The sequence below is a fragment of the Streptomyces sp. NPDC027189 genome (assembly GCF_055566975.1).
In genome coordinates, this window is the sequence record NZ_JBVHRI010000008.1 from 1 (window position 1) to 15,890 (window position 15,890).

Annotated in this window: 17 protein-coding genes and 1 pseudogene; 13 read left to right on the forward strand and 5 right to left on the reverse strand. The window is 70.3% G+C overall.

Translation table 11 applies throughout. The features are described 5' to 3' along the window. Positions 1 to 380: 380 nt before the first annotated feature. From ACZ4RZ_RS20755 to ACZ4RZ_RS20765, 3 genes are all read left to right on the forward strand, one after another. Positions 381 to 1,154 (forward strand): polysaccharide deacetylase family protein, encoded by a 774-nt coding sequence (locus ACZ4RZ_RS20755; RefSeq protein ID WP_467746966.1) that lies wholly within the window; start codon positions 381 to 383, stop codon positions 1,152 to 1,154. After that, positions 1,154 to 2,335 (forward strand): YncE family protein, encoded by a 1,182-nt coding sequence (locus ACZ4RZ_RS20760; protein WP_467746494.1) that lies wholly within the window; start codon positions 1,154 to 1,156, stop codon positions 2,333 to 2,335. The genes ACZ4RZ_RS20755 and ACZ4RZ_RS20760 overlap by 1 nt, the downstream gene beginning before the upstream one ends. A 90-nt stretch (positions 2,336 to 2,425) precedes the next feature. Then, a complete protein-coding gene (locus ACZ4RZ_RS20765) occupies positions 2,426 to 3,034 on the forward strand; it encodes an ADP-ribosyltransferase (protein ID WP_467746495.1) in 609 nt (202 codons plus the stop codon). 25 nt (positions 3,035 to 3,059) lie between these two features. Here ACZ4RZ_RS20765 and ACZ4RZ_RS20770 read toward each other — a convergent pair whose 3' ends face one another. Beyond that, positions 3,060 to 3,698, reverse strand: a complete 639-nt coding sequence (locus tag ACZ4RZ_RS20770) for a GNAT family N-acetyltransferase (protein ID WP_467746497.1) — start codon at positions 3,696 to 3,698, stop codon at positions 3,060 to 3,062. A gap of 82 nt (positions 3,699 to 3,780) precedes the next feature. Here ACZ4RZ_RS20770 and ACZ4RZ_RS20775 point away from each other — a divergent pair, with 82 nt between their 5' ends. Together ACZ4RZ_RS20775 and ACZ4RZ_RS20780 are read left to right on the forward strand one after the other, a co-directional pair. Then, the gene (locus ACZ4RZ_RS20775; protein ID WP_467746498.1) at positions 3,781 to 4,695 is read left to right on the forward strand and encodes a helix-turn-helix domain-containing protein; all 915 of its coding nucleotides are present in this window, start codon (positions 3,781 to 3,783) and stop codon (positions 4,693 to 4,695) included. 48 nt (positions 4,696 to 4,743) lie between these two features. Then, on the forward strand, positions 4,744 to 4,956 hold the full coding sequence (locus ACZ4RZ_RS20780) for an EF-hand domain-containing protein (protein WP_467746499.1): 213 nt from the start codon (positions 4,744 to 4,746) through the stop codon (positions 4,954 to 4,956). A gap of 65 nt (positions 4,957 to 5,021) precedes the next feature. On the opposite strand, the gene ACZ4RZ_RS20785 is transcribed toward ACZ4RZ_RS20780, so the two are convergent. Beyond that, positions 5,022 to 5,942, reverse strand: coding sequence for an AraC family transcriptional regulator (locus tag ACZ4RZ_RS20785; protein WP_467746500.1), 921 nt, complete (start codon positions 5,940 to 5,942; stop codon positions 5,022 to 5,024). Between the two features lie 101 nt (positions 5,943 to 6,043). On the opposite strand from ACZ4RZ_RS20785, the gene ACZ4RZ_RS20790 reads away from it, so the two are divergent. Together ACZ4RZ_RS20790 and ACZ4RZ_RS20795 are read left to right on the forward strand one after the other, a co-directional pair. Further along, positions 6,044 to 7,039 carry a zinc-dependent alcohol dehydrogenase family protein gene (locus tag ACZ4RZ_RS20790; RefSeq protein ID WP_467746502.1) on the forward strand — a complete coding sequence of 332 codons (996 nt, stop codon included), beginning with the start codon at positions 6,044 to 6,046 and terminating at the stop codon, positions 7,037 to 7,039. Between the two features lie 81 nt (positions 7,040 to 7,120). Beyond that, a pseudogene (locus ACZ4RZ_RS20795) lies at positions 7,121 to 7,801 on the forward strand (NADPH-dependent F420 reductase); the annotation flags it as partial. 52 nt (positions 7,802 to 7,853) lie between these two features. Here ACZ4RZ_RS20795 and ACZ4RZ_RS20800 read toward each other — a convergent pair. Beyond that, complete coding sequence (locus tag ACZ4RZ_RS20800) at positions 7,854 to 8,399, reverse strand: MOSC domain-containing protein (RefSeq protein WP_467746503.1); 546 nt, start codon at positions 8,397 to 8,399, stop codon at positions 7,854 to 7,856. A 38-nt stretch (positions 8,400 to 8,437) separates the two neighbouring features. Between ACZ4RZ_RS20800 and ACZ4RZ_RS20805 the strand changes: the two genes are divergently transcribed. Then, positions 8,438 to 9,112, forward strand: coding sequence for an HAD-IA family hydrolase (locus tag ACZ4RZ_RS20805; protein ID WP_467746505.1), 675 nt, complete (start codon positions 8,438 to 8,440; stop codon positions 9,110 to 9,112). Here ACZ4RZ_RS20805 and ACZ4RZ_RS20810 read toward each other — a convergent pair. After that, positions 9,086 to 9,643: a glycoside hydrolase family 25 protein gene (locus ACZ4RZ_RS20810; protein ID WP_467746507.1), complete on the reverse strand. Its 558-nt coding sequence runs from the start codon at positions 9,641 to 9,643 to the stop codon at positions 9,086 to 9,088. The genes ACZ4RZ_RS20805 and ACZ4RZ_RS20810 overlap by 27 nt on opposite strands. A 209-nt stretch (positions 9,644 to 9,852) precedes the next feature. On the opposite strand from ACZ4RZ_RS20810, the gene ACZ4RZ_RS20815 reads away from it, so the two are divergent. From ACZ4RZ_RS20815 to ACZ4RZ_RS20835, 5 genes are all read left to right on the forward strand, one after another. Beyond that, complete coding sequence (locus ACZ4RZ_RS20815; protein WP_467746508.1) at positions 9,853 to 10,752, forward strand: helix-turn-helix domain-containing protein; 900 nt, start codon at positions 9,853 to 9,855, stop codon at positions 10,750 to 10,752. Positions 10,753 to 10,934: 182 nt separating this feature from the next. Beyond that, on the forward strand, positions 10,935 to 11,900 hold the full coding sequence (locus ACZ4RZ_RS20820) for an SMP-30/gluconolactonase/LRE family protein (protein WP_467746510.1): 966 nt from the start codon (positions 10,935 to 10,937) through the stop codon (positions 11,898 to 11,900). Between the two features lie 35 nt (positions 11,901 to 11,935). After that, entirely contained in the window at positions 11,936 to 12,832 is an 897-nt protein-coding gene (locus tag ACZ4RZ_RS20825) for an MBL fold metallo-hydrolase (protein ID WP_467746967.1), read from the forward strand. An 82-nt stretch (positions 12,833 to 12,914) separates the two neighbouring features. Then, positions 12,915 to 14,360: a carboxylesterase/lipase family protein gene (locus ACZ4RZ_RS20830; RefSeq protein ID WP_467746512.1), complete on the forward strand. Its 1,446-nt coding sequence runs from the start codon at positions 12,915 to 12,917 to the stop codon at positions 14,358 to 14,360. 108 nt (positions 14,361 to 14,468) lie between these two features. After that, positions 14,469 to 14,969 (forward strand): SRPBCC family protein, encoded by a 501-nt coding sequence (locus ACZ4RZ_RS20835; RefSeq protein WP_467746514.1) that lies wholly within the window; start codon positions 14,469 to 14,471, stop codon positions 14,967 to 14,969. 233 nt (positions 14,970 to 15,202) lie between these two features. Here the strand turns inward: ACZ4RZ_RS20835 and ACZ4RZ_RS20840 are convergent, their stop codons facing one another. Continuing rightward, the gene (locus ACZ4RZ_RS20840; protein ID WP_467746515.1) at positions 15,203 to 15,817 is read right to left on the reverse strand and encodes a type IV toxin-antitoxin system AbiEi family antitoxin domain-containing protein; all 615 of its coding nucleotides are present in this window, start codon (positions 15,815 to 15,817) and stop codon (positions 15,203 to 15,205) included. Positions 15,818 to 15,890: the final 73 nt, after the last annotated feature.

The window sequence follows — 15,890 nt, forward strand, 5'->3', positions numbered from 1 at the left end:
GGCGGGCAGGCGAAACCACCCACTGGCGGGCAGGCGAAACCACCCACTGGCGGGCAGGCGAAACCACCCACTGGCGGGCAGGCGAAACCACCCACCGGCGGGCAGGCGAAACCACCCACCGGCGGGCAGGCGAAACCACCCACCGGCGGGCAGGCGAAACCACCCACCGGGGCAAGCCCGACCCACCCACTGGGGCAAGCCCGACCCGCCCACCGGCGAACGCGACCCGCGCAGCCCTCTGAGCGGGCCAATCGCCGCTTTTTAGGTCAACTCGCCCTTAAATGGTGCGAGTGACCACGCCCGCGCACCCCGCGCACCCCCCTCACCCTTCCCGCGAGGCCGACACCGTCGCCCACCCCGCACCGGACCGACGTACGGCGCTGCGCACGGGCGTCGCACTCGCCGCCGGAACACTGACCGCCGGCTGCTCCACAGCAGGCGCCGCAGCCCCACCCCCGGCGGCCCACAGCGCACCCCGGGCCACCCCTGCCACCCACACCGCGTCCCAGGCCCCAGTCCCACCCCCCGCCCGCACCCCCCGCCGCTTCCCGAACCAGCCCGAGCAGATCACCCACGGCCCCCGCACCCGCCCTCAAGTAGCGCTCACCTTCCACGGCCAGGGCGACCCCACCATCGCCGAGGCGGTCCTCGGCGAAGCCGAGAAGGGCGGCGCCCGCGTCACCGTGCTCGCGGTGGGCACCTGGCTCGACGAGCACCCCGACATCGCCCGCCGCATCCTCGACGGCGGCCACGACCTCGGCAACCACACCCTGCGCCACCTGGACATCAACGCGATGTCGGAGGCGGACGCGCACGCGGAGATCCGCGGCTGCGCGGAGCGCCTGACGCGGCTCACCGGCTCGATCGGCACCTGGTTCCGACCGTCCCGCACTCCCCACGCCTCACCCCTCGTAGCACGGCTCGCCCGCACCGCGGGCTATCCGCACACGCTCTCCTACGACGTCGACTCGCTCGACTTCACCTCGCCGGGCGCGCCTGCCGTCACCCGCAACATCCTGGGCGAAGTCCGCGCCGGATCGATCGTGAGCCTGCACTTCGGGTACGCGGACACGGTCGCCGCACTCCCTGCCGTCCTCGAAGAACTCCACCGCCGCGGCCTGCACGCGGTCACCACCACGGAGCTGCTGAGCTGATGCACCACACCACCATCAAGCGCGTACTGATCGCCGGCGCCGTCCTCGCCGCGCTCGCGGGCTGTGGCAGTGAGCCAAAGGAACACGCGAACGAGGCCCTCGGCACCAAGGCCGCCATCCAGCCCGCCCCGCCGACGAAGAAGGCGGTCCAAGGGCTGCCCGGCATGCCCCCCGTGCTGGACCCGACGGACGTCTACGCCGCCGACCGCCCGAACAGGCTCTCCCCAGTGGTCAAGGACTTCCCCGCCCGCGTCTACGTCCCCAACACCCAGTCCAACACCGTCACGGTCATCGACCCGCGTACGTACCAGGTCATCTCGACGATCCCGGTCGGCGCCCTGCCCCAACACGTGGTCCCCTCATGGGACATGAAGACCCTGTGGGTCAACAACGACAAGGGCAACACCCTCACGCCCATCGACCCGAAGACCGGCAAGGCGGGTAAACCGGTCAGCGTGCACGATCCCTACAACCTCTACTTCACGCCCAACGGCACGTACGCCATCGTGATGGCCTCCCTCGACCGCGAACTGGTCTTCCGTGACGCGCACACCATGAAGCGCGTGAAGACCGTGCCGGTCAGCTGCTACGGCGTCAACCACGCCGACTTCTCCCTCGACGGGCGCTACTTCATCGTGTCGTGCGAGTTCAGCGGCGAACTGCTGAAGGTCGACACGCAGAAGATGAAGGTGGTCGCGCAGGAGAAACTGCCGTTCAACGGCTCCATGCCGCAGGACGTGAAGATCTCGCCGGACGGCAAGAGGTTCTACATCGCCGACATGATGGCCAACGGCGTATGGGTCCTGGACGGCGACAAGTTCACCAGGCCGACCCTGCTGCCATCCGGCAAGGGTACCCACGGCCTGTACGTCAGCCGCGACTCGCGCGAGATGTACATCTCCAACCGAGGCGAAGGCACCATCTCCGTCTTCGACTTCACGCAGAACAGGCTCACCAAGAAGTGGTACCTGCCCCAGGGCGGCAGCCCCGACATGGGTGGCGTCTCCGCGGACGGCAAGGTCCTGTGGCTCTCCGGCCGCTACAACTCCGAGGTGTACGCCATCGACACCCGTACCGGCATCCTGCTCGCCCGCATCCCGGTCGGTAGCGGCCCGCACGGCCTCGCGGTGTACCCGCAGCCGGGCCGCTACTCGCTCGGCCACACGGGCATCTTCCGCTGACGGGCCCGCAGTTGACATCGGGCGGATGACACGCCGCCGTACGGGTGATGATCCCCGACCCGCCGCCGCGGAACCGTGATCGTGCTCCTCGTGATCACAACTCGCCTGCGGCGGCGGGCCGCTGCCGTCGTCCTCTCCCTCGGGGCCGTCTTCGCGACGTCCGCCGCGACCCCCGCCTCTCCCGTCCCGGCGACGGCAACCAAGTCGGCCGCGCCCGTCTGTCCCCAGTTCGCCGACCCGATCAAGGCGGCCGCCGACCGCCGCGTGAACGTCGCACGCATCACCCCCGACCCGGTCTGGCGCAGGACCTGCGGCACGCTCTACCGCAGCGACAGCCGTGGCCCGGCGACCGTGTTCGAGCAGGGCTTCTACCCGAAGGACGTCGTCAACGGGCAGTACGACATCGAGCAGTACGTCCTCGTCAACCAGCCCTCGCCGTACGTGTCGACGACGTACGACCACGACCTGTACAAGACCTGGTACAAGTCCGGCTACAACTACTACATCGACGCGCCCGGCGGCGTGGACGTCAACAAGACCATCGGCGACACCCACAAGTGGGCCGACCAGGTCGAGGTCGCCTTCCCGGGCGGTATCGCGCGCCAGTACATCATCGGCGTCTGCCCGGTCGACAAGAAGACCAAGACCGAGATCATGAGCGACTGCGCGAGCAACCCGAACTACGAGCCCTGGCACTGACCTCCGAGCGACCCCGGGGACCCGCTCAGCGGGTGATGAGCAGCGCCTCCGACCCCACCGGACGGTAACCGGCCGCCTGGAACGCCCGCAGACTGCGGGCGTTCCCCGGCGAGATCTGGGCCCACACCGGTTCGCCCCCGCTCAGCTGCCGGGCCGCCGAGACGAGCGCACGCCCCAGCCCTCGGTGCCGTACGCCCTCGTCGACCTCGACCGCGGCCTCCAGCCGGCCCGCGACGCCGCGCCCCATCACGAGCACGCCGCCCTCGGTGGCCCACACCCGCACGTCGTCGCGGCGCCTGCGGGAACTGACGACCCGCGGATGGTCGGGGTCGTGGATCTCCTTCAGCTCGAGCGGTGGCTCGCCCGGGAGCGGGGAGCCGACCGTGAGCACGTCGATGGTGTCGCCGGCCCGCCCGGTACGCTCCATCAGCGCCGCGAGGAACCGCGCGTTCATCGGCGCGGCGAGCGCGTCGCAGTCCACCGAGGCCAGCGCCTCGCGCACCCACCGCGGATCCTCGTCGGTGAAGACGACCGTGTGCGCCGTGAAGGCGATGACCCCCGCGTCCCGGTGGGAATGCTGACGCACGACGGTGAGAGAGCCGTCGGGAGGCGGAAAGACACCACGAGCCGCCGCGTTCAGAATGTCCCGCAGAGTGTCAGCCACGACCGCGCCCCCGCACCTCGAGTCCCCACGTTTGCGTGCTCACCTTGAGTCTCCACCCACTGGAAGGCCCACACTCCCAGACATGATCGATGACGGCACCGGACTTTTCACCATCGGAGAGCTGTCCCGGAGCACCGGCCTGTCCGTCCGCACCATCCGCTACTGGTCGGACGAGGGTGCCCTGCCTCCGGTGGCCCGCTCCTCGGGCGGCTACCGCCTGTACGACGCCGCGTCCGTCGCCCGCCTGGAGCTGATCCGCACCCTGCGCGAACTGGGCCTGGGCCTGGACGACGTACGCAAGGTGCTGGCGGGCGAGACGACGGTCGCGGAGGTGGCGGCCGCGCACGTGGTGGCGCTGGACGCGCAGATCCGGTCCTTGAAGGTGACCCGGGCGGTGCTGTCGACCGTGGCGCGACGCGGTTCCACCGCGGAGGAGATGACACTCATGAACAAGCTGGCGCGGCTGTCGGCCGCGGAGCGCAAGCGCATCGCCGACGACTTCATGGAAGAGACCTTCGGGGGCCTCGACACCGCGGACCCCGACATCCGCACCAGGATGCGATTCGGCCTCGCCGAGTTGCCCGAGGACCCCACGCCGGAGCAGGTGGACGCGTGGGTGGAGCTGGCCGAGCTGTTGCAGGACAAGGGCTTTCGCGCGCGCATGCGGAAGATGATCGAGTTCAACGCGGCGGACCGGGGGCCGGACGTACCGGCCGGCACCTCCCTGTGGTTCATGAGCCGCCTGGTGCAGCTCGCGGGCGAGGCCCTGGAGCAGGGCGTCGACCCCGAGTCGCCCGGGGCCGAGGAGGTGCTGGGCCCGTTGCTCGGCAACGCCGACCGGGCGGCCGTACTGGAACGCCTGGAGTCCGCGGCGCATGTCGAGATGGCCCGTTTCCGGGAGCTGAACGCGCTGGTCCGCGGCACGGAGCCGCTGTCCGCGCACCGTGCGGAGTTCGCCTGGGTGGTCGCCGCACTGCGTGCTCGGCTCGCCCGTTAATCTGACCTCCGTACACATGGCAGTAATGCACTACGAAGGGGCGGATCGGTGGCGGACATCGAGGAAGCACGCAAGCAGTTCGAGCGGATCGATACGGACGGTGACGGTTTCATCACCGCTGCCGAGTTCAAGACCGCCCTCGCCCAGGGCGGCGACTGGAACGTCACCGAGTCGGTGGCGGAGGTCATCATCGCCAGCCGTGACCTCAACGGCGACAAGGTCCTCTCGTTCGACGAGTTCTGGGCCCACCTGAGCAAGTGACACCCGCGAAGGGGCGCCCCCGGTGATCCGGCGGGCGCCCCTTCGTCACGCAGCGCGGGAGGCGCTCAGGAGGCGCGCCTGCGGTACTGCCCCGGCGCCACCCCGTACTCCCGCTTGAACGCCTTGGCGAAGGCGAACTCGGAGGTGTAGCCGGTGCGTTGGGCCACCTGGCGCAGGGGGATGTCGCCGGTGCGGAGCAGGCGGCCCGCGGTCGTCATGCGCCACCAGGTGAGGTACGTGAGCGGGGGCTCGCCCACCAGCGCGGTGAACCGTCGGGCGAATGCCGCGCGGGAGAGGCCGCCGAGGGCGCCGAGTTCCTCGACCGTCCAGGGGTGGGACGGGGCGCCGTGGATGGCACGCAGGGCCGCCGCGACCGCCGGGTCGGCGAGCGCGGCCGACCAGCCGGTGGGATGCCCTGAGCCGTGCCGCTCGCGCTGCCACCAGGCGCGCAGGATGTACAGCAGGAGCGTGTCGAGGAGCGAGTTGACGATCGTGTCGGAGCCCGGCTGGGGCTCCTCCAGCTCCATGCCGAGCAGTTCGACCGCGGCTCGCAGCGAGCGGTGGGCGCCGACGCGGGCGGGGAGGTGGACCACCTCGGGCAGCTCGGACAGAAGCGGATGCGCGCGGGCTCGGTCCAACTGGTAGGCCCCGCACAGCAGAACGGTCGACGTGCCTGTCGACGGCCGTGGAGGCGGAGGTTCCGGCCACGTACCGTCGGGCCGCAGCCGTACGTCTACGAGCGGTACGTCCACGCCGCTGGCCAGCGCGTGACCGCGGCCGTGCGCGAGGAATGCGATGTCGCCGGGGCCGAGCGCCACCGGCTCCCCCTCCGCGGGAAGCAGCCACGCCGAACCCTGCAGCACCACATGGAACCCGGCCCCGTCCGAGGACTCGAAGCGCATCCCCCAGGGCGCGTACTCGTCCCGGCGCGAGGAGTGCGGGCGCCCGGTGCGCATCGTGGCGATGGCGTCGCTGAGTACGTCCATGCCCATACGGTAGCGCGCGGGCACCATGGCGAGACGAACGGACAGAAAAGCGAGACCAACAGGCATGGATCGTCTCGCACCGTGCTCCTAGCGTCATGGGTATGTCATCAACCGCTTCACGCACCGTGCTCTTTCACGAACTCGGCGGCCCGGACGTCCTGAAGATCGAGGACGTCGAGGTGGCCGCCCCCGGCCCCGGTGAAGTCCTCGTACGCGTCGAGGCGTTGGGCCTCAACCGCGCCGAGGCCCTGTTCCGCGCGGGGACGTACTACTACCAGCCCACCCTGCCCGCCTCGCGGCTCGGCTACGAGGCGTCCGGCACCGTCGAGGCGGTCGGCGAGGGCGTCACCGACTTCGCCGTGGGCGCCCCCGTGACGACCGGCCCCGGCATCGAGATGAGCGCCCAGGGCGTGTACGCGGAACGCGTCGTGCTGCCCGACACCGCGGTCGTGCCGCGCCCGGAGACGGTGGACGCGGTCACCGGCGCCGCGGCGTGGCTGACGTACACGACGGCGTACGGCGCGCTCCTGGAGACCGCGGGACTGAAGCCCGGCGACCATGTCCTGATCACCGGCGCGTCCAGCGGTGTCGGCACCGCCGCGATCCAGGTCGCCCGCCGCATCGGTGCGATTCCGCTGGCCACCACCCGGTCCGAGGCGAAGAAGCGCCGGCTCCTCGATCTCGGGGCGGAGCATGTGATCGTCTCCGACGACGAGGACGTGCCGAAGGAGGCCCGGCGGCTCACCGGCGGGCGCGGGGCGGAGGTGATCTTCGACGCGATCGGCGGTCCCGGCTTCCGTCCGCTGGGCGAGGCGCTCGCGGAGGGCGGTGCGATGCTCGTCTACGGCTGGCTCGATCAGCGACCGGCCGAGCTCCCCTGGAACTGGCCGCTCACCGTCCACGCGTACGCCCATCCCGCCCTGACCTCGACGCCGGCAGGCCGCCGCCGCTCCACGGCCTTTCTGAACGCGGGCCTGCGCGACGGTGGCTTCCGGCCACCGGTCGCCGAGGTCTTCGAGGGGCTCGACCGCATCGGGGACGCCCACCGTCTGATGGAGAGCAACGCGCACTTCGGCAAGATCGTGGTGAAACCCTGATGGCGGTCACCCGGGTGCCGTACACCCCGGAATAGCGAGTCCGCACCCGGGGTTGGTGACCCCCATCAGGACCATCAACCCCGGAAGGGCCTGGCACTCATGAAGATCGGCATCATCGGCGCGGGCAACATCGGCGGCAACCTCACCCGGCGGCTCACCGCCCTCGGTCATGACGTCTCCGTCGCCAATTCCCGCGGTCCCCATACACTCACCGCGCTCGCCGAGGAGACCGGGGCGACACCCGTCAAGGTCGAGGACGCGGCACGCGGCGCCGAGGTCGTCGTGATCACGGTCCCGGTGAAGGCGGTCCCGGACCTGCCGTCCGGGCTGCTCGACGAGGCGGCGGACGGTGTCGCCGTCATCGACACCGGCAACTACTACCCCCAGCAGCGCGACGGCAGGATCGCCGCGATCGAGGACGAGGGCCTCACCGAGAGCCGCTGGACGGCCCAGCAGATCGGCCACACCGTCATCAAGGCCTTCAACGGCACCTACGCCCAGGACATCCTGGACCGCCCCCGCCCGGCCGGCGCCCCCGACCGCATGGCCCTCCCGGTCGCCGGTGACGACGAGGCCGCCAAGCGCGTCGTCCGCGCCCTCGTCGACGACCTCGGCTTCGACACCGTCGACGCCGGCGGCCTCGACGACTCCTGGCGCCAGCAGCCCGGCACCCCGGTCTACGGTCTCCAGGAGGGCCTCGACGCGGTGACGAAGGCCCTCGCCGAGGCACCCCGGGGGCGCTCGGCGGACTTCCGAGCGTGATCCCGGGTGCTCCAAGCGGTCTCGGGGAGTCCAGGCACGCCCCCGAGACCGCTTAGACGATCCGCAGCGGCTGGTGCGGCCCGTCCGGCAACTCGACCTCGACCGGGTCCCCGGGCCGCACCACACCGGCTTTCCGTACGACACTCATGACACCGGACTTGTAGACGACGCCGTCGCCCCCGTCCTCCCTTCCGACGACCTGCTTCAGCAGCCCCTTCTGGAAGTTGTCGATCTGTGCGCACGGATTCCGCAGCCCGGTTATCTCGACGACGGCGTCGTCCCCGAGGCGCAGCAGCGCCCCGACCGGCAGCCCCAGCAGGTCGACCCCCCGAGTGGTGACGTTCTCCCCGAGCTCCCCGGGAGCGACGACGAACCCGGCCTCGCGCAGCTCGTCGAACAGCTCCTCGTGCATGAGGTGCACCTGCCGCAGATTCACCTGCGACGGATCCTTCTCCATCCGGAACCGGTGCTTCACCGTCGTCCCGGCATGCACGTCCCCCTCCACCCCGAGCCCGGCGAGCAGCTTGATGCTCTCCCGGTTCGGCTTGGTGAACGAGTACGTCCCGTTGCTGCTGACCGCTGTGACGGTCCCGCCCATGTCCTGCTCTCCGCTCGGCCGATGGCATGATCACGTCCGTGACCAGCGAAATCGTAAGGCCCGCTGCCGGAAAGTACGTCCTGTTCGACGTCGACGGAACGCTGATTGACGCGGTGGACAACCAGCGCCGTGTCTGGGGGACATGGGCGACGCGTTACGGGCTGGACCCTCAGCAGGTCCACCGCGTGGCGCTGCGCACCCGCCCCATGGAGACCTTCGCGACCGTCGCCCCGGATCGCGACCTGCGGGAGTGCCTGGCCGCCCTGCACGAGCTGGAGGACGAGGACGTACGCTCCGGCGTCTACTCCGCCTTCGAGGGTGCCGCGGAGCTGCTCGCCGCGCTGCCGCCCAGGCGCTGGGCGCTGGTCACGTCGAACTACGAGCACCGGGTGCGCGGCCGGTTCGCCCGGACCCGTCTACCCGTTCCGGAGGTGCTCGTCGACGCCGCCGCCGTCGAGGAGGGCAAGCCGTCGCCGGGGCCCTACCTGCTGGCGGCGAAGCTCCTCGGCGCCGAGCCGGCCGACTGTCTCGTGGTGGAGGACGCGCCGTCGGGAGTGGAGGCCGGGCTGCGTGCCGGAATGACGGTGTGGGGAGTCAACGCTCCCGAAGTGGACGGCGTCCACCGCCACTTCGGGAGCCTGCGCGAGGCGGTGCCCGAGATCCTGGCCTTCGCGGCCGGGGAGCGGTCAGTCGCCGCCCGCCCAGTCGACTAGCGCCGCCTTGCTCGTGAAGTCGGCGACGTCCTTGTCCAGGGGGTCGTCGGTGTACTGGTGGAAGCGCCACTTCGCCTGGATGCGGGGCTTGCCCGCGGTCACGTAGTCGGCGATCCACAGGCCGTCGCCCGCATACGAGGTGGTGTCGACGTTCAGCCAGTAGTTGCGGTTGGTGTAGAGCACGACCCGGTGATCGGGGCGGAGTTCCTTCACCTTGCGGATGAAGCGGTCCTTCTCCGCGTTGCTCGCGTGGGTGCCGTCGCCGGTCGTCTCCCAGTCGACGGCGAGCAGGTCGCCCGCCTTCTCCGGGGCCTTGCTGACGAAGTACTCGGCCTGCGCCGTGATGTTGCCGGGCCACAGGAAGTGGTAGAAGCCGACCACGCAGTCGGCGTCACGGGCCGTCTTCACCTGGGCGGTCAGCTTCGGATTGACATACGAGCGGCCCTCCGTCGCCTTGATGAAGACGAAGGAGAGGCCGTCGGTGTCGTACGAAGAGGACTGGTAGGCGCTCACGTCGATGCCGCGCAGCATGGGGACTCCCTGAAGTGCCGGTGGGGGGAACAGGAGTTGTGGTTGATTCCTGCCCCACCCTGGCACGAGTGATCCCCGCCCGCGGCGGGAACCTCAACCTCCGCTCTGCGGGGGCAAGTTCACACTGTCCGGCCGGTGAGCCTGACCCGCTGATGCCTATCCACAGCTGGGGCAGGCTGTGCGTTTCGGGTCGGCCCATACTCGGATCCATGACCGGAAAATCGCAGCTCGGGGACTTTCTGAAGGCGCGGCGCTCTCAGCTGCGTCCCGAGGATGTCGGGGTGCCCACCTACGGGGAGCGTCGGCGTGTGCCGGGTCTTCGGCGCGAGGAGTTGGCGCTGCTGGCGGGTGTGAGCGCCTCGTACTACACCCGGCTGGAGCAGGGGCAGTCACTGAGTGCGTCGCCCGAGGTGCTGGACGCGATCGCCGGGGCTCTGCGGCTGGACGAGTCCGAGCGGCGGCACCTGCACGACCTGGCCCAGGTGGACAGGCATCGCCTTCGGAGCCGGCGGCCTGCGCCGGAGCGTATGACGGAGGCGACGGGTCAGTTGCTGGACGTGCTGGCCGATGTTCCCGCGATCGTGCTCGGCCGGCGCAGTGACGTCCTGGCGTGGAATCGCCTGGGCCACGCGCTGTTCGCCGGGCACCTGGACCCTGGCGCCCCGGACCTGTCGGCGCAGCGTCCCAACATGGCCAGACTGGTGTTCCTCGACTGTCATACCCGCGACCTTTACACGGACTGGCCGAGCAAAGCCAGGGCGGTGGTGGGGAATCTGCGCCTGGTGGCGGGCCAGTACCCGGATGACGCGGCGTTGCACGCGCTGGTGGGTGAACTGAGCGCAAAGAGCACGGAGTTCGCCTCGATGTGGGCCGACCATCGGGTCAGGGCGTGCACCGTCGCCGCCTATGAGATGCGGCACCCGCTGGTCGGCCTGCTGACCGTCGTTCAGCAGACCCTGAGCCACGGGCCGGGACCCAACGTCGTGGTCGCCACCACGGAGGCGGGCTCGCCCTCGCGGGCGGCGCTGGCCCTGCTCGCCCAGGCCATCACCCAGGACCCCATTACGGCCGACCCGGCGCAGCCGGGGCCCCGGGCCGGCACTGGCTGACCTCACACAACGTCACCGGGCGCTCGGCCTGCATCGGCGAGCACCCTTCCCACCCGGGCACGGCCGACGACCGGCCGCGCCCGGAGCAGCCCCGGGGCCGCATGGCCCCGAGCAGAAATTCACCCACCCAACCCGTGCGTCGACGTGTTGCTGCCGCATGCCCGAAAACCAGTGAAGGAACGATGCTCAAGAAACTCTCCACGTCCGCGGTGTCGGCGGCCGCCCTTGTCGTGGCCGCTGCCGCGGCGCTCACTCCGGCGTCGGCGTCGGCCGGCTCCGCCCCGCTGAGCAGCGCGCGGATCGCCGTGCACTTCGACCTGGCCAAGGGCCAGACGCCGGAGAACATCGCTCTGGCACCCCACGGCGCCGCGTACGTCACCTTCGCCCAGGGCCGCCAGATCGCCGAGGTCTCCCCCAAGGGCAGCACCCGGATCCTGGCCACCCTGCCCAAGCCGGCCGACGGCGGTATCCACACCCCGGTGCTGGGCTTCCCGCTGACCGTCGGCATCGTCCTTGCCCACGACGGCACCCTGTACTTCCTGTACGCCACAGGCACCCCCGACCTGACCGGCGTGTGGCGCCTGCGCCCCGGTGGCGAACCGCAGCGGATCGCCGCGCTACCCGCCAACGGCCTGCCGAACGGCCTGGCGCTGGACCGGCGCACCCGCACCCTCTACGTCGCCGACTCCGTGCTCGGCACCGTGTGGAGCGTGCCCACCACCGGGGGCACCCCCACCGCCTGGTCCACCGCACCCGAACTGGCCTCCACCGGCTTTCTCGGCGCCAACGGCCTGAAGATTCACAACGGGGCGGTCTGGGCCACCAACCTCGACAAGGGCACCGTCCTGCGCATCCCCATCCTCCGGGACGGGCGCGCCGGTTCGGTCCGGACCAAGGCCACCGGTCTGCCGGGGATCGACGACTTCGCCTTCACCGGTCGCGGCGACCAGTTGCTGGCCGCCCTCGACGGCCCGAGCGAGGTCGCGCTTGTCCAGCCCGACGGCAGCCACTCCACCGTGCTGAGCTCCGCCGACGGCCTGCAGAACCCCACGTCCATCGCCCTGCGCGGCGACACCGTCTACGTGCTGAGCGCCGGCTGGATCACCGCCAAGGACCCCAACCTGATCCTCGCCCACCTGAACGACTAGGAACCCACACCGTACGGAGAAGAACCATGCAGGAGATACACGAGATCACCTTGGGCGATGTCACCATCACCCGGATCGAAGAGATGCACGGGCCGATCATGCCCGCGGACCAGTTCTTCCCGGACCTGCCCGAGCAGGCATGGCAGGACCATCGCGAGACGCTCGTGCCCGATCACCTGGGCGCCGATGACGCCATGGTCCATGTCGCCATGCAGACCTGGCTGCTGCGCAGCGGCGGCAGGACCATCCTGGTCGACACCGGCGTCGGCAATGACAAGCCCCGCCCGGCCGTCGCCGTGTGGGACCACCTGCAGCTGGACTACATCGGCAACCTCGCCCGCGCCGGTGTGCGGCCGGAGGATGTCGACCTGGTGGTCAACACCCATCTGCACGTCGACCACGTCGGTTGGAACACCCGGTTGGTCGACGGCGCCTGGGTACCCACGTTTGTGAACGCCACCTATCTGATTCCCAAGGCCGACTTCGAGTTCTGGAACCCGGCGAACAATCCGGACGTCGCCGGCGGCGTCAACGAGAACGTGTTCGAGGACAGCGTCGCCCCCGTGCACGCCGCAGGCCAGGTCCAGCTTTGGGAGAGGAGCCACGCCATCGACGTGCACCTGCGCCTGGAAGCAGCCCCCGGCCACACTCCCGGATCCAGCGTCGTCAAGCTGGAGTCCGGCAGCGACCGGGCTCTGCTCGCAGGCGACTTGATGCATACGCCGCTGCAGGTCACACACCCGGACCACAACAGCTGCTTCTGCCAGGACCCCGCGCAGGCCCGCACGACCCGCCGCAGGCTGCTCGGTTGGGCCGCCGACGTCAACGCCCTCGTGCTTCCTGCCCACTTCAGCGGCCACAGCGCCCTGGAGGTCGAGGACAAGGGAAGCGGCTTCGCGATCAAGAAGTGGGCGCCGTTCGCCCGGTACTGACACCGGCTCCCCACCCGCCGCCGCTCCGGCCGACCCGGAGCGGCGGCGCCCACAGGAGCAACCAGCAGCGAGGAGAAGCGAGATGGCGCCTGCCGATTCCGCCACTGTCACCACTACCTCCGGCCCGATCCATGGCCGCCACCATGTACACGGCACGACCTTCCTCAACGTGCCCTACGCCGCACCACCCGTCGGGCACAGGCGTTTCGCCGCGCCAAGCCCTCACACCAGGTGGACCGAGGTCCGTGACGCGACACGGCCTGGACCGACCGCACCCCAGCCCGTCCGGGACGCCTTCGGCACCCTCGACATGTCGCCTTACTTCGGCCCGGGCTGGCAGCGCTGCGACGACTACCTCACCATGAACATCTGGGCACCTCTGCCGGACGGACCGACGCGGCCGGTCATGGTGTTCGTGCACGGCGGAGGTTTCGTCGCCGGCTCCAACCGTGCACCGCTCTACGACGGAACGGCATTCGCCCGCGACGGCGTCGTCCTGATCACCGTCAACTACCGCCTGGGCGTCCCCGGCTTCCTGCACCTGCCGGACGCGCCGGACAACCGCGGAATGCTCGACGTCCTCGCCGCCCTGCGCTGGATCCAGGACAACATCGCCCGCTTCGGCGGCGACCCCGGCAACGTCACCCTCTTCGGCCAGTCAGCAGGAGCCGCCATCGTCGGCGGCATCCTCGCCGACCCGGTCTCCTGCGGCCTTGTCCGGCGGGCCATCATCCAAAGCGGCACCGGCACCGGCGCCTTCACCCCGGACCAGGCAGGCATCGTCACCACGCAGGTCGGACGCGAGCTGGACATCGAGCCCACCGCCAAAGCCCTGGCCGACTTCCCCGCCGCGCGCCTCGTCGGCATCCTGCCCCGCCTGACCGGCCTGGATCTGCGCACGCCCACCCACCACGATCCGCTCGGCGGCATCACCGCCTTCAGCCTGGTCAGCGAGCAACAGCCCGCCACCGCGGTCGCCGCCGGCCGCGGAAGCGACATCGACCTGCTGATCGGCTCCAATCTCGACGAGGGCAGCCTCTACCTGGCCCCGCTGGGAGTCCTGGCAAGCACCACCGAGACCGATGTCCGAGACACCGCAGCACGCTTCCACTCCTGCCCCGACGACGCCGTCCGCGCCTACCGAGCACAGCACCCGTCCGCTACCGCCGCGGAACTGCGCACCATCATCCTCGGCGACGGGCTCTTCAGAGCCGGCACCCGGCAGCTGGCTGCCGCACACGCGATCGCCACGCCCGGGCGGACGTACTGCTACGAATTCGCCTGGCGCTCCGACGCGGTCGACGGACAACTGGGCGCCAGCCACGTGATGGAGTTGCCCTTCGTCTTCGACCGCTTGTCGCTGCCCTCGCTGCGCGGCCCCCGAGGACTGCTCGGCAGCGCCGAACCGCCCGCCGCGCTCGCCACCCGGGTCCACCGATCATGGGTGAGTTTCGCCGAGACCGGCAGCCCCGGCTGGCCCGCCCACCAATCGGCCGGGGGGTACGTCCAGCACCTCGGCGCCACCTGACAGGCACTTGCCACCAGTACCAGCGACCCGTCCCGTGTCCGGCGGCTCAGCCCTGGCAGCACCCCGGAGCGCATAGCCCCCGCTGCCGCACCACTCCCAGGAGATTCCATGAGCATCACGACCCCCGACCAGAACACATGCGAACGCCCGCAGGCCGAGGACTTCCACTTCACTCGGAAGGCGTGGATCGCGGCCGCCCCGTCGAAGGTCTACGACCTTGTGAGCGACGTGTCGATGATCAGCACCTGGAGTCCGAGCGCGAGTCAGGTGAGCTACGACGAAGGAGCAGGCCCGCAGACCGGCTCCCGGTTCAGCGGACGGAACAGGCGCGGCGGGAAGGAATGGACGAGCCGCTCGCAGGTGCTCCACGCCCAGCCCGGCGAGGAGTTCGCCTTCGTCGTCGACGGTCTTGTGCAGTGGACCTGGACCTTCCAGCCGCTCGGCACCGGGACGGTGGTGCAGCAGTCCTGGCAACTGCTGGGCCTTGACCCGGTGCTGGGCAGCACTCGCGCGGACCTGGAGGCCCTGCTCGCGCACATGGCGGACAGTGTCGAGACCACGCTGGTCTCCCTCGCGCACTGGGTCAGCGAGGAGAACGCCACCTGCTGACCCCCACGGTGCCCCTGGGCTGCACGAGCAGGGCCGGCGAGCCGAACTTCGCTGAGGTCCGCTCAGGTCTGCGTTGTCGTTGACCAGCCTGGTTCCTGTGCGATAACGACTCGGGTTGACCATCAGGCGAGCACCGGGCCCAGCTCGTCAACACTCCGGTGCCACGCGAGCCGCACGACGAACCGGCGTACTCGTAACGCGGCCGGCGGTGGTGTCGCGTGTGGGGTTGGCCATCAGGCGAGCACCGCTTCCACGGCGGGGCGGATGGTGGAGAGTGCGCCCAACTCGCGGGCGATGTACTGGAGTTCGCTGACCCCGCCGCGTCCGCTTCGGCGCAGGTAGCGGCCGAGTGCGGACAGGGCGAGGGTCTCGCCGATGCGGCTGCGGTGGCGCATCGCGTCGACGACGCTGCGGGCCGCGTTGTACAGGGGGATGGTCTCTCCCGGGGCTGCTTCGAACCGTTCGACGCCGAGAGTGAAGGTCTTCGAGGTGTACTGCGCCACTACGGTCGGCGGATAGGAAATCGTGGGGCGGCGTGAACCGCGCGGTACGGCGATGTGTACTGCTGCCGGGATGTCGTCGATCAGCTCGTGCAGGGCCAGGGCGGACTCACCGCACACGACGGCGCGAGGAGCCCGCGCGCACACGGCCAGCAGATCCGCGTGCGCGGTCTCCGGCGCGTCTGCCCGCCGGTACACCCCACGGGACAGTTCGTCTATCTCCCCCTCCGCGACCAAGGACGCCAGATCGCGGGGGGAGAGCAGTGCCTGTCGTGCCTGTGCCGTCGTGAACGTGGGGGCGAGGCCGGCCAGCCGCTGCTCCAGGCGCGGGTTCTCCGCAGCACTCATGTATCGAATGGTACCCCTCCACCGAGCTTGGGGGATCGATTTGATACATTCTGGCGGCGGCTGACGGTCAGGG